This is a genomic window from Flavobacterium gelidilacus DSM 15343 (assembly GCF_000422685.1).
In the GTDB taxonomy this organism is placed as follows: domain Bacteria; phylum Bacteroidota; class Bacteroidia; order Flavobacteriales; family Flavobacteriaceae; genus Flavobacterium; species Flavobacterium gelidilacus.
Map to the genome: position 1 here is coordinate 1 of NZ_AUGN01000010.1, position 17,763 is coordinate 17,763.

The following is a 17,763-nucleotide window of genomic DNA, read 5'->3' on the forward strand; positions in this document are numbered from 1 at the left end:
CCACAAGTTTCTCCTAAAGATACAGTACAAAAGTTAAATGGACCTACCCATTGACTATTTGTTCCCGATGTACATTTTGCTCTAACATAAAAATCATAACATGTTCCTTGTGTTAAGCCCGTTACTGGGTAAGGATTAGAACTAACTAGTGTTCCTGTTCCTGTTGGTGTTGCTCCTGTACCTACAATTTCAACTTCCCATTGAGAAGCTCCACTTGGATTATCCCAGCCTAAAGTTGCTCCTGTTAATGTTGCGTTAGTTGCTGTTTGAACTGTCGGATCTAAACATTGTTCTACAATGCTAACATCATCAACAATCCAACGGTCACCATTGTCATTTGTCATTACAAAGGCCACATAAACTTGTTGTCCTACGTAAGCCGCTGGAAATTGAACTACTTTCTCTTCACAAACATCATAAACAGCATTCAATTCTGTTTCATTCCATGTCTGAATAGTCGTAAATGAACCCGCATTTGTTTGAGAAGTAAGTGATACTCTTATAGTATAAACACTCCCAAAATTAGCAGCTAAAGTTTGTTTTGTAGAAAAATGCAATTGACCATTTGCTGGTACTGTAGATAAGGGAGTCACTAACCAATCTTCTGCAAAAGTTCCATCGGTAACATTTTCTCTATTTAAATAAGCAGAACGCCCATTACAAGAATTTGGTGCCGGAATCACTCCCCAAGATTGAGCAGTTCCTATTCCATTATCAAAAACCTTCCAGTTTCCTGAGGTTAAAGCCCAGTTTCCTGTGGTTAAATTTGGGGTGGTTGTTCCTTCAAAATCTTCTATTAGCTGCGAATAACTAATAAAAGAGAAGAACAACATCACAAAAAGTAAAGTAATTTTTTTCATTGTTTATAATTTGTTTGGTTTGATTTAGATTCCCAAGTTAAGAAAATATTAACAAAATGTAATTAATTAATAGTGGAAATAACAATTTTAAGTGTAGATGTTATATTTTTAAATGTGTGTTTAAAGGTTGTAGAACAAGCTTTAATGAAAAACTTTTATATATTTGACAAGAAAAAAATAAGCACACAACTTGAAAACAAAAATATATTTTGCCTCCGACCAACATTTTGGAGCACCAACACCTGAATTAAGTTTTCCAAGAGAACAAAAATTTGTTGCATGGCTGGATGAAGTTAAAAAAGATGCAGATGCTATTTTTCTTTTAGGTGATTTATTTGACTTTTGGTTTGAATACAAAACTGTAGTCCCAAAAGGGTTTGTTCGTGTTTTAGGTAAATTAGCTGAAATAAGAGATTCTGGAATTCCAATATATTTTTTTGTTGGTAATCACGATTTATGGATGCACGATTATTTTGAAAAAGAATTAAACATTCCTGTTTATCATGATAATAAAGAATTTACATTTAACAATAAAACTTTTTTAATTGGTCATGGAGATGGTAAAGGACCAGGAGACAAAGGCTACAAACGCATGAAACGTGTATTTACAAATCCGTTTTCTAAATGGATTTTTCGTTGGCTACATCCTGATATTGGTGTAAAATTAGCCCAATATCTATCGGTAAAAAACAAACTAATTTCTGGAGATGAGGATGTAAAATTTTTAGGTGAAGAAAACGAGTGGTTAGTTCTTTATGCCAAACGCAAATTAGAAACTAAACATTATGATTATTTCATTTTTGGTCATAGACACTTACCTATGATTATTGATGTTGGAGAAAATTCTAAATACGCAAATCTTGGCGATTGGATTGGCTATTTTACTTACGGAGTTTTTGATGGGGAAACTTTTGAATTAAAGAAGTTCGAGAATTAATTCTCATTCTCCAAATCCTCTACGTCTTTTTCTAAATCAAGTTTTCTGAAATTTGGCAAAGCGAAACTTGTAAAAGTAACAGTCAATAAAGTCATAACACCTCCAAAAACAACTGCATTTACAACACCCATTAATTTTGCGGTTAATCCACTTTCAAAAGCACCTAATTCATTAGAAGAACCAACAAAAATTGAATTCACAGACGCAACTCTTCCTCTCATGTGATCTGGTGTGTGTAATTGTAGAATTGTATTTCGAATTACAACTGAAACTCCATCAAAAACACCACTTAAAAACATCGCTAAAACGGAAATCCAAAAAACTTCAGACAAACCAAAGACTATAATACAAATTCCGAACATAAAAATTGCTCCTAATAATTTGATTCCAGCTTTTCTATTTAAGGAAATATAAGCAGAAAACAACATCATCAAGAAAGAACCTAAAGCCGGTGCTGCTCTTAAAACTCCAAATCCTTCTGAACCTACTTTTAAAATATCTTGAGCAAAAATAGGCAACAAAGCTACTGCTCCACCAAATAAAACTGCAATCATATCTAAAGAAATTGCTCCTAAAATTTTCTTGTTAGAAAAGACAAAATTCAAACCTTCTTTCAAACTTTTGAAAATAGGCTCTCCGATTTTAGGATTTAGGATAGGTTTTCTTTCAATTTTTGATAACATAAGTAAAGCCATAATTGAAAAAGCAAACACTAAACATAAAGACCAATGCACTCCAATAAAACTGATTGAAACTCCTGCCAAAGCTGGTCCAAACATTGAGGCTAATTGCCAAGTAGAACTACTCCAAGTTGCAGCATTTGGATAGACTTTTTTTGGAACAATTAAAGACAATAACGAAAAAATTGTTGGTCCTAAAAAAGAACGAACCAATCCCCCTAAAAAAACTAAAGCATAAACAGTATACAAGATTGTATTTAAGGATAAATCCTTAGTAAACTGTGGAACAGTTATTAAAAACAATCCTAAACTTACTACCGAAAAACCAAGAATACATTTGACTAATAATTTTTTCTTTTCGCTTTGATCCACAATATGGCCAGCAAATAAAGCCATAGAAACAGCTGGAATAATTTCCATTAAACCTATAATCCCTAATGATAAAGGATCTTTCGTTAAACTATAAACTTCCCATTCGATAATTACGAATTGCATCGACCAAGCAAAAACCATAGCAAATCGCATGAAAAGGAAAAAATTAAATTCTTTATATCGTAAAGCAGCGTAAGGATCTTTTTTTGCCATAATATTTTCAGTGAAAGCTGAAATCTTTTGAGTTAACTATCAATTCTTAAATCTCGTAATCTTAATTGTAAACTTACATTTCCGTTCCATTCATTTTCTTCAATAGAATAAACCACATCAAAAGGGTTAAAATTTTTAGTCAATTCTAATTTATCTCCTAAACCAAAACCAATCGCTGCAATTCTTTCTGAATTTTGTTGTTTTATAAACAAGCGTAAATGCTCATCCTCTTTTCCCATTGGTTTTCCATGACCTGTATCAGTAACATTTTTTGTTAAGAAAATTGGATGCATGTTTTGTGGACCAAAAGGTTCAAACTGATCTAAAATGCGTACAAATTTCGGATTAATTTCTGAAAAATCAAGTTCAGCATCAATAGAAATTTCAGGAATTAACAAATCAGGATGAATGGTTTCTTTCACTATTTTCTCAAAAGCATTTTTGAAATTTTTGTAGTTTTCCACTTTCAAAGTCATTCCAGCAGCGTACATGTGTCCTCCAAATTGCTCTAAATGTTCCGAACAAGCTTCTAAAGCATTATACACATCAAAATCTTTGACAGAACGTGCCGAAGCCGCTAATTTATCTCCACTTTTTGTAAAAACCACAGTAGGTCGATAATGTTTTTCAATCAATCTTGAAGCTACAATTCCGATTACACCTTTGTGCCAATCTTCTTGATAAACTACTGTTGAAACACGATTTTCTTCTTGATTTTCTTGAATTTGACGTAATGCTTCTTTAGTAATTTGTTTATCTAAACCTCGTCTATCGGTGTTAAATTCTTCAATTTCTGCAGCAAATTCTGTGGCTTGCTCTAGATTAAATTCAGTTAACAACTGAACCGCATAATTTCCGTGTTTTATTCTTCCTGCAGCATTTATTCTTGGTGCAACTACGAAAACTACATCTGTAATTGTTAATGTTTTCTTTTTTATATTTTGAATTAAAGCTTGAATTCCAGGTCTAGGATTTGAATTGATAATTTCCAATCCAAATTTAGCTAAAACACGATTTTCTCCAGTCATTGGAACAATATCAGCTGCAATTGCTGTTGCAACTAAATCCAAATAAGGTAAGAAATCTTGAATCGTTTGATTTCTATTTTGACCTAAAGCTTGAATTAATTTGAACCCAACTCCACAACCGCATAATTCGTCATAAGGATAGAAACAATCTTCACGTTTGGGATCTAAAACTGCAATTGCTTTTGGTAAAACATTTCCTGGTCGGTGATGATCGCAAATTATAAAATCGATTCCTTTTTTATTGGCATAATCAATATGATCGATTGATTTTATACCGCAATCTAAAGCAATTATTAGTGAAATTCCGTTGTCTTCTGCGTAATCTATTCCTTTAAAAGATATTCCGTAACCTTCATCATACCTATCTGGAATATAAGTATCAACATTTGGATAAATAGTTTTTAGATAACTAGAAACTAAGGAAACAGCCGTTGTTCCATCGACATCATAATCTCCGAAAACCAAGATATTTTCTTCGTTTATAATGGCTTTTTCGATTCGATTTATGGCCAAATCCATATCTTTCATTAAATAAGGATCGTGTAAATCTTCTAAAGAAGGTCGGAAAAAAGTCTTGGCTTGTTCAAAGGTTTCGATACCTCTTTGGACTAATAAAGTAGCAATAATTTCATCTACTTGAAGTTCATTTTGCAGTTGCTGAACTTTTTGTTTTTCTGGCTTAGATTTTAAGTTCCATCTCATTTTGTGAAAATTAGAAGTTAGAATTCTGAATTTAAAATTCAGTTGTTATGGCGTATATAATTGAAATACAAATGTATAAATAATTTTAATTCAAAAACTAATTATTTTTTTTGTCGAGAGCATTTTCTTCAAAAGAAATAGCTTCCCAACCAAATTGCATGAAGTTTCTAATATTTTGATGATCGTCTTCTTTTGGAGTTGCTAAGACTTTTTGATAATGTTCCCCAAACAAAAATAGTGTTTCAGTTGAACTCAAATTAAGCATTTTTGCAAATGAAAACACTTTACAAGAACCATTATTTGTGTTTGCTTCATTAATTACGTTTCCGTTTATAAACTTTGTAGGTATAAAATTATATGAACCATCAATTGTTTCTAAAACGTCTGAAAAAATTAGAACTTCAGCTTGTTTTACTTTATCTATTAATTCTAAAACTGTCATTTTTATTTATTATGAAATAAGATTTTCACCTCAACTTTTGCAAACTTTCTGAACATTTCTAGAACGCCACAGTATTTTTCAACCGATAAATCAACAGCTCTTTTTAAGCGATCTTCGTTTAAATTTGAACCATAGAAATGATATTCAAGTGTGACTTCATCATAGGTTTTTGGATCTTCTTCTGTTAAATTGGCAGTTGTTTCAATTTTGAAATCATCTACTTCTAACTTCATTTTTTCAATTAAAGATGCTACGTCTAAGCCCGAACATCCTGCTAAGGCAGACAACATTAAGGCTTTGGGTCTAAAACCTGCTCCTTCACCTCCATTTTCTTCTCCAGCGTTAATTAATAAGGTTTCTCCACTAGGATTTGTTGATTCGAATTGCATTTTTCCTTTCCAGGTTGTAGTTGTATTGTGTGTTGACATATTGTTATTTAAAATTTATTATTAAGCCATTGAACATCCTTTACATTGAATACTAAATATTTTCGGAAGCCATAAAATTATGTTTATTCCAAATAAAAACAAGAAATAAACTGATTCATTTCGTTTTTTTCTTAAAAATAATAAGAGAGAAATAAAACATAAAAACAGAGCAAGAAAAAGTAATGCAATAGTACAATAATCAGCATTAGTTGTATGATTGTTTACTGATTCTTGAATGTAATTAATAATTACAAAATAAATAAAAGTATTAATTGCAATGATAGAAAAAACAAAAACTGATATACTTTTATATATCTTCATTGAAATTAATATTTCTGATTACTAAAAAAAACTGAACACTGAGCACTATTTCTTCCCCCCAACAACCACAACAATCTCACCTTTTGCAGGTTTTGCTTCAAAATGTTTTAAAACTTCTTCAGCTGTTCCTCTAACGGTTTCTTCATGTAATTTGGATAATTCTCTTGAAACCGAAATTGGTCTATCTGCGCCAAAATACTGCACATAATCAGCTAAAGTTTTGTTTAATTTATGAGGAGAAACGTAAAAAATCATGGTTCTAGTTTCGTTTTCTAAAGCTAAAAAACGAGTTTGTCTTCCTTTTTTATCAGGCAAAAAACCTTCAAAAACGAATTTATCATTGGGCAAACCACTATTGACCAAAGCTGGTACAAAAGCTGTTGCTCCAGGTAAACATTCTACTTCAATTTTATGTTCTACACAAGCTCTTGTTAGTAAAAAACCTGGATCAGAAATAGCCGGTGTTCCTGCATCACTGATTAAAGCAATGTTTTCTCCGGCTTCCAATCTTTTGATAATATTTTCAACAGTTTTGTGCTCATTGTGCATGTGATGACTGTGCATGTGCGTAGCAATCTCGAAATGCTTCATCAATTTTCCACTAGTACGCGTGTCTTCCGCTAAAATTAAATCGACTTCTTTTAGAACTCTAATCGCTCTAAAAGTCATGTCTTCAAGGTTTCCAATTGGTGTTGGCACAAGGAATAATTTTCCCATTTTTATTCTTTATACGATTTAATTGAATTTTTTCTCTACAATTTCTAGAAAACGGGTTTCATATTCTTCTTGACCTTCCCAGTTTTTATAATCTGGTTTTACAAAATCAATAATAAATGAGCTTGCTTCATCAAAAGAATCAAAAGTATTTAATTGAGAAATAACACGATTAAAGTCATCGGCACTTCCTCCAAACAGCTTTTTCTCAAAAGCAATTCTATCATTTAATCCAAAACTTATTCCACTGGTTAATCTATCGTTTAACGATTTCGATTTCACCTCTTGTTTATCTGTACTTTGAGTAGTAAAACTAAATTCTTCTTTCTTCTCAGGAATTGGTAATTCGTTAGCTCTTTCAAGAATAACATCAGCCGCTTTCTCTACAACTTCATTTTTTTCTTCTAGAATTTCTTCTTTTCTTTCAAAAACTAAATCTGCTGCTTGTTCCACTTCTTTCGGAGTATCTTCAACTCTAACAAATTCAGGGTCTTTGTAGGATTCCCCTAATAAATCTTCAAATGCAATTTGTTGAGAGGCATTTGGTTTTTTGACTTCAAAAGTTTCTATAGCTGCAGGAATACTATCTGAAACATTCTTTTTATTAGACATTTCAGAAACTATTCTATTGATATCTTCTGCGGTTGCGTAAACATCTTCTTTAACTGGTGTAACATTTTCAGAAACAACTGCTTCTTCAATAACTTTTTCTGAAACAACCTCTTCTGCCACAATTTCTTCCTTTACAGGTTCTTCCGGTACGATTTCTTCAGCTTGAACTTCTATGGGTTGTTCAATTTCCTCAATAATTGGTTCTTCATTTACATCCGATTGAACTACTTCAGCTACTTTTTCTTCTAAATCTGTGGTCTCAACAGCAGCAATAATTGTCATTTGCTCTAGTTTTTCTTCTAATTGCTCTTTAGAAATATCATTTTTTAAGGTTTCAAAATTTTCTTCATAAAAGCGCAAAACCGTTAATTGTTCATACAATTTTTTGGCTTCTCGCTGTAAAAGCACAGTTTCTGAACGATTTTTTAGTTTTAAAACTCGGTGTGCGATGCTTATTAATTCGCCTTCTAGCTTTTTCTTCATAACTTTATAGAATAGAATAGAGTTTATAGATGATTTTTTTGATAAATTTGTTTCTGATTACAAAAATAAAAGAATTTAGTATTAATCGTCCGAAATATACAAAATGTTTCTCGAAAACACCGTAAATCAACAAGAACAATTTGGTTGGATTGAAGTAATTTGTGGCTCTATGTTCTCTGGTAAAACAGAAGAGTTAATTAGACGTCTCAAAAGAGCTCAATTTGCCAAACAAAAAGTTGAAATTTTTAAGCCCGCAATAGACACTCGCTATCATGAAGAAATGGTTGTTTCCCATGATTCAAACGAGATTCGTTCTACACCTGTTCCTGCTGCCGAAAACATTAGAATTTTGGCACAAGGTTGTGATGTAGTTGGTATTGATGAAGCTCAATTTTTTGACGATGAAATTATAGCCATTTGCAATGATCTCGCTAATAGTGGCATTCGTGTTATTGTTGCTGGACTTGATATGGATTTTAAAGGAAATCCTTTTGGACCTATGCCTGCCTTAATGGCGACAGCAGAATATGTAACAAAAGTTCACGCCGTTTGTACGCGTACAGGAAATTTGGCTAACTACAGTTTTAGAAAATCTGAAAGTGATAAATTAGTTATGCTAGGAGAAACTGAAGAATATGAACCTTTGAGTAGAGCAGCATTCTACAAAGCTATGAAAGAAAATAAAGAAAATCATTAACTTGACTTTTACATTACAAAATATTATATCCAATATTGAAGTTAAATTCAATACTCCATTTGAAGATTTTTCAGTCGAAAATATTTCTATTGACAGTCGTTCCTTGCAAAATAATCAAGGAACGCTTTTTTTTGCTTTACAAGGCAACAATCATGACGCTCATCAATACATTGAAGGCCTAATAACAAAAGGTGTTAACAATTTTATTGTTGAAAGAATTCCAGAAAATTTAAAAGACAAGGCCCACTTTTTTGTGGTTGATGATTCTTTAAAAGCATTACAAAAAACAGCCATATATTACAGAAATCAATTTGATTTTCCTTTTATTGGGATAACCGGTAGCAATGGAAAAACTATTGTAAAAGAATGGTTAAACTTTTTATTGAGTCAAGACTATACTATTGTTAGAAGTCCGAAAAGTTATAATTCACAAGTTGGTGTTCCATTATCTGTTTTTGGATGTAATGAAAATCATAATTTAGGTATTTTTGAAGCTGGAATTTCGACCACAAATGAAATGCAAAAGCTCCAAAGAATTATTCAGCCTAAAATTGGAATTTTTACGCATTTGGGCAAAGCACATGATGAAGGATTTTCTTCAGAAATTGAAAAAATTGAAGAAAAAATTAAGTTATTCAGCGCTTCTGAAATCGTAATTCTTCAAAAAAACGATTTGATTGAATCGCTACTAAAGACAAAAACACTTACTTGGAGTTTTACAGATAAAAACGCAACTGTTTTTGCTGAAAAAATTTCCACTGAAAATGGTTTTTCTATTTTTGATATACATTATAATTCTGACACATTTACGATAAAAATACCTTTTATTGATGAAGCTTCTGTTTCAAACTCAATGAGTTGTATTTGTACTTTGTTATATCTTGATTATGAGCCTAAAATTATTGCTGAACGCATTGAAAATCTTTACCCTTTAGAATTGCGTTTGCAAGTAAAAAAAGGAATTAATAATTGTTCTTTGATTGATGATTCTTATTCTTCTGAATATCAATCGTTAAAATTAGCCTTAGATTTTTTAGAACAACAAAAATTACATCAAAAAAAGACCGTCATTTTATCGGATATTTTTCAAAGTGGATTGCCTTTAAATGAATTGTATGAAAAAGTTACAAAACTAATTCAAAACAATAAAATAGATAGAGTTATAACCATAGGAGACACTATTGGAAGTTATTTAAAAGACATTCAAAATGTAATTTCATTTACTTCAACACAAGAGTTCTTGCAACAATTTAATTTGAATTCGTTTGAAAACGAAACCATATTAGTAAAAGGTGCTCGAAGTTTTAATTTTGAAGAAATCGTAGTGATTCTGGAAGAGAAAAACCACGAAACTGTATTAGAAGTTAATTTAGATGCTATAAGTTATAACCTCAACTTTTATAAATCAAAATTACAACCAGCAACAAAAGTTATGGTTATGGTAAAGGCCTTTGGTTATGGAAACGGTGGCTATGAAATTGCAAAACTACTAGAACATCACAAAGTAGATTATTTAGGAGTTGCTTTTGCGGATGAAGGAATTGAATTAAGAAAAGCTGGAATTACTATTCCAATTATGGTATTAAATCCTGAAAATAGCAGTTTTAATGCAATGATTGCTTATGACTTAGAACCTGAAATATATTCTATAACGGGGTTAAATGCTTTTTTAAAAATTGCACAAAGGCGTAATATTTCATCTTATCCCATTCATTTAAAAATTGATACAGGCATGCATCGATTAGGCTTTGAACCGAATGAATTTGAACGATTAAAAGCCATTATAAAGAACAATAATTTTATTCACATACGAAGTGTTTTTACGCATTTAGCGGCTAGTGATGATTTAGATTTAAAAAACTTTACCTTAAATCAAATTAGTTTATTTTCAGATGCATATGAAAAAGTTACGTCTGTATTAAATCACAAACCTATTCGCCATATTTTAAATACATCAGGAATTTTTAACTACACAAGTTATCAAATGGAAATGGTTAGACTTGGAATTGGCTTATATGGTGTAGGAAATTCTTCGGAAGAAAGTAAAAAACTACTCAATGTAAGTACTTTAAAAAGTATTGTTTCTCAAATTCATATTATTAAAAAGGGAGAAAGTGTAGGTTATTCTAGAAAATTTATAGCTTCAAGGCAAACAAAAGTGGCTACAATTCCTATTGGTTATGCTGATGGAATAAGAAGATTATGGGGAAATGAAAAAGGATATGTAATGATAAACAATGAAAAAGCAGTCATTATTGGAAACATTTGCATGGACATGTTAATGGTTGATGTAACAGAAATTTCTTGTAGTCCTGGTGACAAGGTAATTATTTTTGGAGACAAGCCAAGCGTAATTGAGATAGCCGAGATGTCATTCACCATACCATATGAGGTTTTCGTCGGTATTTCACAAAGAGTAAAACGGGTTTTTTATAAAAATTAAAGAAATGTTAATTTTTTTAATACTTTCGTAATTAGATTTTTAACCAAAACTAATTTAAAATTTAAACATTATGTTAAAAGAATTTAAGAATTTCATCATGACAGGGAACGTAATTGAGTTTGCTGTTGCAGTAATTATGGCTGGAGCTGTTGGTCTAGTTGTAAATGGATTTGTAAACGATATCGTTATGCCTTTAGTAGGTCATTTTGCTGGCGGTGTTGATTTTGCAGATATGAAAACTGTTTTATCTCCTGCTGTTATTGGAGCTGATGGAGTAGAAACATCTCCTGAGAATGCGGTTCGTTATGGTGCTTGGATTAACACAATTGTTAATTTAATTATTGTAGGATTTGTAATGTTCATTCTTGTAAAAGCTTATAACAAGATGAAAAAACCTGCTGTTGAAACTGCTGCTGCTCCTGCTGGACCATCTCAAGAAGAATTATTAGCTGAAATTAGAGATTTATTGAAAAAATAAATTTTAAAATTATCATATATTCTAAACCCTGAACTCGCTTCAGGGTTTTTTTTATTTCACTTATTTGCAGAGATACTCTATATAGATTACGTGCTTTTTTTACAAAAAGTGAAATTTTATAAAGTTTTGTGAAATTTATTAAATCAATTACTACACAATATTTTATTGACTACTTTTGCATTACTAAATTTATCAAAATCATGAGAATAGCTGTTGTTGGTGCAACCGGAATGGTTGGCGAAGTAATGTTACAAGTTTTGGCTGAGAGAAATTTCCCTATAACGGAATTAATTCCAGTAGCCTCTGAAAAATCAGTTGGAAAACAAATCGAATATAAAGGCAAAAATTACACCGTGGTCGGTTTACAAACGGCTGTTGAAATGAAACCAGATATTGCTTTATTTTCTGCTGGTGGAGAAACTTCATTAGCTTGGGCACCAAAATTTGCTGAAGTTGGCACAACTGTAATCGACAATTCATCAGCTTGGAGAATGGATGAAAATACAAAATTAGTGGTTCCTGAAATAAATGCTTCCTCATTAACTAAAGAAGATAAAATTATTGCAAATCCTAACTGTTCGACTATTCAAATGGTTTTGGCGTTGGCTCCTTTGCATGATAAATATAAAATCAAACGTGTAATTGTTTCAACTTACCAATCAATAACTGGAACAGGTGTAAAAGCTGTTGAACAATTAGAAAACGAATATGCTGGTACAAAAGGTGAAATGGCTTATAAATACCAAATTCACAGAAATGCAATTCCTCAATGTGATGTTTTTGAAGAAAACGGATACACAAAAGAAGAAATGAAATTAGTTCGTGAAACGCAAAAAATATTAAACGATAAAACTATTGCTGTAACTGCAACTGCAGTTCGTGTACCAATCGTTGGTGGACATAGTGAAGCGGTTAACGTAGAGTTCGAAAATGATTTTGACGTAAGTGAAATTCGTCAAATTTTACATAATACTGCAGGCATAACTGTTCAAGATAATTTGGATACTTTTACTTATCCGATGCCATTATATGCACAAGGAAAAGATGATGTTTTTGTAGGTAGAATTCGTAGAGATGAAAGCCAACCAAACACTTTAAACATGTGGATTGTTGCTGACAACTTAAGAAAAGGAGCAGCCACAAATACGATTCAAATTGCTGAATATTTAGTTGCAAATGGCTTAGTATAAACACTAATCAAAAAAATTATACATACTGAAACCACAAGTTAACTACTTAGTAAATCCTAAAAAAATAGTTAATTTATGGTTTCTTTTTATTATTGGTTATAAAAGAATTACTTTTGCAACAATGAAGAAGAAATTGCAATTTATGAATTTAGGTTTGATGCTAGCAGTATTATTTGCTGTATGCTATCAATCTGTGCATGCTTTTTCTCACTCTATTAAGCAAGATTCTGAACATTATCACTCACATTCAAAATCTAGTAAAAATTTAGTTTACAAAATTTCTGAGAAAGAAAATTGTCCGGTTTGTGATTTCAAATTTGCGGCTTTTCTTTCACCTGAAATTTTTACGTTTCAATTTATACCCTTTCATCAAAACGTCACTTACTTATTTTCAATTCCAGAAAATGTAATAGCGTTTAATGGTATTCACTACTTTTTAAGAGGACCACCGAGTTTTATTTAATATTTTTTTTAGCCACTGATTCACTGATTATTTTTTGAATTATTTTACAATTTATATTGACTTACACTTTTTTTGAATTTACTCATTAATGATAAATTTAAAATCTGTGAATCTGTGGCTAGAACTCCTTTTATTTATTATTTTATAATCAATCAAATTACTTTTGTATTATGATTTAAATATCAGAATACAAAACACTTATTTATCATTTAAAAACTCATAATGAAACATTTATATATACTATTATTTACATTTTTATCAACTATAGCTTTTAGTCAAAACAACATTAAAGGAAACATTAAAGCTGAAGACAAATCCAATTTAGAAAACGTTACCGTTCAAATAATTGGAACCAATTTATACACTCAATCAGACGAAAATGGAAACTTTGAATTAAAAGATATTCCAAAAGGAAAAATCGATTTAGCTTTTTATTTATTAGGCTATGAACAAAAAACCATCACCCAAATTATTTCAGAAAATGAAACTAATTTATCCGTTATTCTAATTGAAAAAGAACAGCATTTAGATGAAGTTGTTGTTTCTTCCATTTTTAATAAAGCACAATCGCAAACTGTGATGAAAGTCGAACATAAAACAACTGAAGAAATGCAAAAAAATGGTGCTTCTTCATTGGTTGATGGATTAACAACTATTCCAGGAATTTCTAATATTTCTACAGGAAATTCTATTGGAAAACCTGTTATTCGTGGTTTGAGTAGCAGTCGTGTTTTAGTTTATACACAAGGAATTCGTTCAGAAAATCAACAATTTGGAGAAGAACACGGTTTGGGTTTAAACGCAAACGGAATCGAAAGCGTAGAAGTCATAAAAGGTCCAGCTTCTTTATTATATGGTTCGGATGCGATTGGTGGTGTTATATATTTCAATCCCGAAAAATTTGCCCCATTTGGTGAAACTAAAACAAATGTAGCACAACAATTTTATTCGAACACTAATGGAACTTCAACATCGTTTGGAGTAAAAACATCACCAAGTAATTGGAAATTTTTAGCAAGAGGAAATTATACTTCGCATGAAGATTATAAAGTACCGTCTGATGATAAAGTAATCAACACACGTTCTATTGAAAAAGATTTTAAAACTGGAATTGGCTATTCAAATTCTGATTTTTCTACTGATTTTCGATATAATTACAACAACCTAAATTTGGGTTTGCCAGAAGAAGATTTAGTTAATGAAGGAAACAGAAATCCATTATATCCAAAACAAGAAATTGACAATCATATTTTAAGTTTGAATCAGAAAGTATATTTTAAAAACTCAAAATTAGAGGCTGATTTAGGTTACAGTTACAACAACAGAAAGGAATTAGAAGCTGCTGATGAAATTGCCCTTTATATGAAATTAAAAACTGCGAGTTATAATGTAAAATATTATTTACCTAAAATAGCCAACATTGAAACTATTGTTGGAGTTCAAGGAATGCATCAAACCAATGAAAATTTTGGAGAAGAGTTGTTGATTCCAAATGCAATTACTAATGATGTTGGAATTTTTACAACTTTTAATTATGAAAAAAATCAACATGCAATTATTGCAGGAATTCGTTTTGATAACAGAAAAATAGAAACAGAAAGACACGGAGAAATTGGTGAAGAGGTTTATTTTGAGGCTGTCAACAAAAAATTTCAAAGTTTTAATGCTGCTTTAGGTTATAAAACCGATTGGACTTCAAAATTCACTTCTAGAATAAATGTTGCTTCTGGATTTAGAGCTCCAAATTTATCTGAATTGACTTCAAATGGTGTTCACGAAGGAAGTAATCGTTATGAAATAGGAAATTCAAACTTAAAAAACGAACAAAACTTTCAGGTTGATTTAAATTTAGAATACAAAAGCGATCATTTTGAAGTTTTTGCGAATGGTTTCTACAATCACATCAATAATTATATTTTTATTACGCCAACTGGTGAAACTTTAGAAGACAATTTTGTGTTTGATTACGTGCAAAGCAACGCTTATTTATTTGGTGGAGAAACCGGAATTCACTTTCATCCACATCCTTTTGATTGGTTGCATTTTACTAGTAGTTTTGAGTCAGTTACTGGTAAACAGAGCAATGATGCTTATTTGCCTTTAATTCCGGCAAACCAATGGAAAAACAACATTCGTGGTGAATTTAATATTCAAAATTGGTTAAGAAAAGGATTTGCTTCATTGCAAGTGAATCATACATTAGCACAAAACAATATAAGTTCTTTTGAAACAAATACAAATGATTATACTTTAGTAAATTTAGGTTTTGGTGGAACAATAAAATTAGGAAAATCAACTGTTGATTTAACTTTAAATGCTAATAATCTTCTAAACAAAGAATACATCAATCATTTATCAAGATTGAAAGCTGATGGTATTCCAAATATGGGAAGAAATATTATTTTAGGAATGAATTTTAGAATTTAACAAAGCTTTAATAATCAATTTATTAAATTTGTAAAACAACTAAAAATTAAAAACCAGTATCTTATTGAAAAGATGCTATACTAAATTCAGTATAAATGAAAAAAATAATACCAATTGCTCTTATTGCACTTTCCGTTTTTTCGTGCAAAGAAGATCCAAAACCCGAATTAGACATGACCGTAAATTATCCTGAAACCAAAAAAGTTGACACTGTTGATGTTTATTTTGGAGATTCCATTCAAGATCCATATCGTTGGTTAGAAGATGATAATAGTGAAGAAACAAAAGCTTGGGTAAAAGCACAAAATGAAGTTACTTTTGGCTATTTGGACAAAATCCCTTTTAGAAAACAAATTAAAGAGCGTTTGGAGAAATTATGGAATTACGAAAAAATTTCTGCTCCATTTAAAGAAGGAAATTATACTTATTTTTACAAAAATGATGGTTTGCAAAATCAGTCTGTTTTATACAGAAAAGACAAGAATGGAAAAGAAGAAGTTTTCTTAGATCCAAATACATTTTCAAAAGATGGAACAACTTCTTTAGGAGGAATTGATTTTTCAAAAGATGGTTCGTTAGTGGCTTATGCTATTTCTGAAGGTGGAAGCGATTGGAGAAAAGTAATTGTTTTAAATGCAGTTACAAAAGAAGTAATAGGCGAAACCATTGTTGATGTAAAATTCAGTGGGATTTCTTGGTATAAAAATGAAGGCTTCTACTACTCTAGTTATGATAAGCCAAAAGGAAGTGAACTTTCTGCAAAAACAGACCAACACAAACTATATTTTCACAAATTGAATACTTCTCAAAAAGAAGATAAAGTGATTTTTGGACTAAATGAAAAAAGAAGATATGTTGGTGGTTATGTAACTTATGATGAAAATTATTTGATTATTTCGGCTTCAACATCAACATCTGGAAACGAATTGTACTATAAAGATTTATCGAATCCAACTTCTAAAATCATAAACATTGTCAATAATTTTGATAGTGACAATGGTGTTGTAGACAATGTAGGAACCAAATTTTATGTGTCAACTAATTACAATGCTCCAAACAAACGAGTGGTGACCTTTGATTTAGCCAATCCAAAAATGGAAAATTGGGTAGATTTTATTCCAGAAACAGAAAATGTTCTTTCGGTTTCAACTGGTGGTGGGTTTATTTTTGCAGATTACATTAAAGATGCCGTTTCATTCATCAAACAATATGATTATAACGGAAAATTAGTTCGTGACATCAAATTACCTGGCATTGGTTCTGCAGGTGGTTTTGATGGTAAAAAAGAAGAAACAACTTTATATTATTCTTTCACAAACTACACAACTCCTGGGACGATTTATTCTTATGATCCAAAAACTGGAGCTTCTAAAGTATATGAAAAACCAAAAGTAGATTTCAAATCAGAAGATTATGAATCAAAACAAGTTTTTTATACTTCAAAAGATGGAACGAAAATTCCAATAATTATCACTTATAAAAAGGGAACAGAATTGAACGGTAAAAATCCAACCATCTTATATGCGTATGGTGGATTCAACATTAGTTTAACTCCAAGTTTTAGCATAGCCAATGCTGTTTGGATGGAAAACGGAGGAGTTTATGCTGTTGCAAATTTACGTGGTGGTGGAGAATATGGTAAAAAATGGCATGATGCAGGAACACAAATGAAAAAGCAAAATGTATTTGATGATTTTATAGCAGCTGCTGAATTTTTAATCCAAGAAAAATATACCTCATCTGATTATTTAGCTATAAAAGGTGGTTCAAATGGTGGTTTATTAGTTGGAGCAACAATGACACAAAGACCTGATTTAATGAAAGTAGCTTTGCCTGCTGTTGGGGTAATGGATATGTTACGTTACCACACCTTTACAGCTGGAGCTGGATGGGCTTATGATTATGGAACAGCAGAAGATTCAAAAGAAATGCTGAATTACTTAAAAGGATATTCTCCAGTTCATAATGTAAAAGCAGGCACAAAATATCCTGCAACAATGGTAACAACTGGTGATCATGATGATAGAGTTGTTCCAGCACACAGTTTCAAGTTTGCAGCTGAATTACAAGCTAAACAAACAGGGCCAAATCCAACCTTAATTAGAATTGATGTAAATGCTGGTCACGGTGCTGGAAAGTCGACTGAAGCTATTATTAATGAGCAAGTTGATATTCAAGCTTTTACTTTATATAATATGGGTGTTAGAGAATTGAAAAAATAATTACATTAAATAAAAAGTCCTAATAGTTTTTAAAAACCTGTTAGGTCTAAA

Annotated in this window: 15 protein-coding genes; 8 read left to right on the forward strand and 7 right to left on the reverse strand. The window is 31.1% G+C overall.

Annotated elements, in window-relative coordinates:
* Positions 1-860: choice-of-anchor J domain-containing protein (locus G507_RS16475; RefSeq protein ID WP_211218975.1), on the reverse strand; the 860-nt coding region annotated here is incomplete at its 3' end.
* A 190-nt stretch (positions 861-1,050) separates the two neighbouring features.
* Between G507_RS16475 and G507_RS0105715 the strand changes: the two genes are divergently transcribed.
* Entirely contained in the window at positions 1,051-1,797 is a 747-nt protein-coding gene (locus G507_RS0105715) for a UDP-2,3-diacylglucosamine diphosphatase (protein ID WP_026716594.1), read from the forward strand.
* Here the strand turns inward: G507_RS0105715 and G507_RS0105720 are convergent.
* The 6 genes from G507_RS0105720 to G507_RS0105750 all read right to left on the reverse strand — a co-directional run bounded on the left by G507_RS0105720 (position 1,794) and on the right by G507_RS0105750 (position 7,792).
* Entirely contained in the window at positions 1,794-3,062 is a 1,269-nt protein-coding gene (locus G507_RS0105720; protein ID WP_026716595.1) for an MFS transporter, read from the reverse strand. The genes G507_RS0105715 and G507_RS0105720 overlap by 4 nt on opposite strands.
* 32 nt (positions 3,063-3,094) lie before the next feature.
* Positions 3,095-4,792 carry a single-stranded-DNA-specific exonuclease RecJ gene (recJ, locus tag G507_RS0105725; RefSeq protein WP_026716596.1) on the reverse strand — a complete coding sequence of 566 codons (1,698 nt, stop codon included), beginning with the start codon at positions 4,790-4,792 and terminating at the stop codon, positions 3,095-3,097.
* A 97-nt stretch (positions 4,793-4,889) separates the two neighbouring features.
* A complete protein-coding gene (locus G507_RS0105730; protein ID WP_026716597.1) occupies positions 4,890-5,234 on the reverse strand; it encodes a HopJ type III effector protein in 345 nt (114 codons plus the stop codon).
* A gap of 2 nt (positions 5,235-5,236) precedes the next feature.
* Positions 5,237-5,662, reverse strand: a complete 426-nt coding sequence (locus tag G507_RS0105735; protein ID WP_026716598.1) for an OsmC family protein — start codon at positions 5,660-5,662, stop codon at positions 5,237-5,239.
* A 366-nt stretch (positions 5,663-6,028) separates the two neighbouring features.
* Positions 6,029-6,700: a 16S rRNA (cytidine(1402)-2'-O)-methyltransferase gene (rsmI, locus tag G507_RS0105745; RefSeq protein ID WP_026716600.1), complete on the reverse strand. Its 672-nt coding sequence runs from the start codon at positions 6,698-6,700 to the stop codon at positions 6,029-6,031.
* A gap of 18 nt (positions 6,701-6,718) precedes the next feature.
* Positions 6,719-7,792, reverse strand: coding sequence for a hypothetical protein (locus G507_RS0105750; protein WP_026716601.1), 1,074 nt, complete (start codon positions 7,790-7,792; stop codon positions 6,719-6,721).
* 103 nt (positions 7,793-7,895) lie between these two features.
* Here G507_RS0105750 and G507_RS0105755 point away from each other — a divergent pair, with 103 nt between their 5' ends.
* The 7 genes from G507_RS0105755 (at position 7,896) to G507_RS0105785 (ending at position 17,712) form a co-directional block, all read left to right on the forward strand.
* Positions 7,896-8,489, forward strand: coding sequence for a thymidine kinase (locus G507_RS0105755; RefSeq protein WP_026716602.1), 594 nt, complete (start codon positions 7,896-7,898; stop codon positions 8,487-8,489).
* 1 nt (position 8,490) lies between these two features.
* Entirely contained in the window at positions 8,491-10,932 is a 2,442-nt protein-coding gene (locus G507_RS0105760) for a bifunctional UDP-N-acetylmuramoyl-tripeptide:D-alanyl-D-alanine ligase/alanine racemase (protein ID WP_026716603.1), read from the forward strand.
* A 70-nt stretch (positions 10,933-11,002) separates the two neighbouring features.
* Entirely contained in the window at positions 11,003-11,410 is a 408-nt protein-coding gene (gene mscL / locus G507_RS0105765) for a large conductance mechanosensitive channel protein MscL (protein WP_026716604.1), read from the forward strand.
* A 200-nt stretch (positions 11,411-11,610) separates the two neighbouring features.
* Positions 11,611-12,600, forward strand: a complete 990-nt coding sequence (locus G507_RS0105770; protein ID WP_026716605.1) for an aspartate-semialdehyde dehydrogenase — start codon at positions 11,611-11,613, stop codon at positions 12,598-12,600.
* A gap of 121 nt (positions 12,601-12,721) precedes the next feature.
* A complete protein-coding gene (locus tag G507_RS0105775; RefSeq protein WP_157496499.1) occupies positions 12,722-13,063 on the forward strand; it encodes a hypothetical protein in 342 nt (113 codons plus the stop codon).
* A gap of 222 nt (positions 13,064-13,285) precedes the next feature.
* Positions 13,286-15,490: a TonB-dependent receptor gene (locus G507_RS0105780; protein WP_026716607.1), complete on the forward strand. Its 2,205-nt coding sequence runs from the start codon at positions 13,286-13,288 to the stop codon at positions 15,488-15,490.
* A gap of 173 nt (positions 15,491-15,663) precedes the next feature.
* Positions 15,664-17,712 (forward strand): prolyl oligopeptidase family serine peptidase, encoded by a 2,049-nt coding sequence (locus tag G507_RS0105785; RefSeq protein ID WP_415776935.1) that lies wholly within the window; start codon positions 15,664-15,666, stop codon positions 17,710-17,712.
* Positions 17,713-17,763 lie beyond the last annotated feature (51 nt).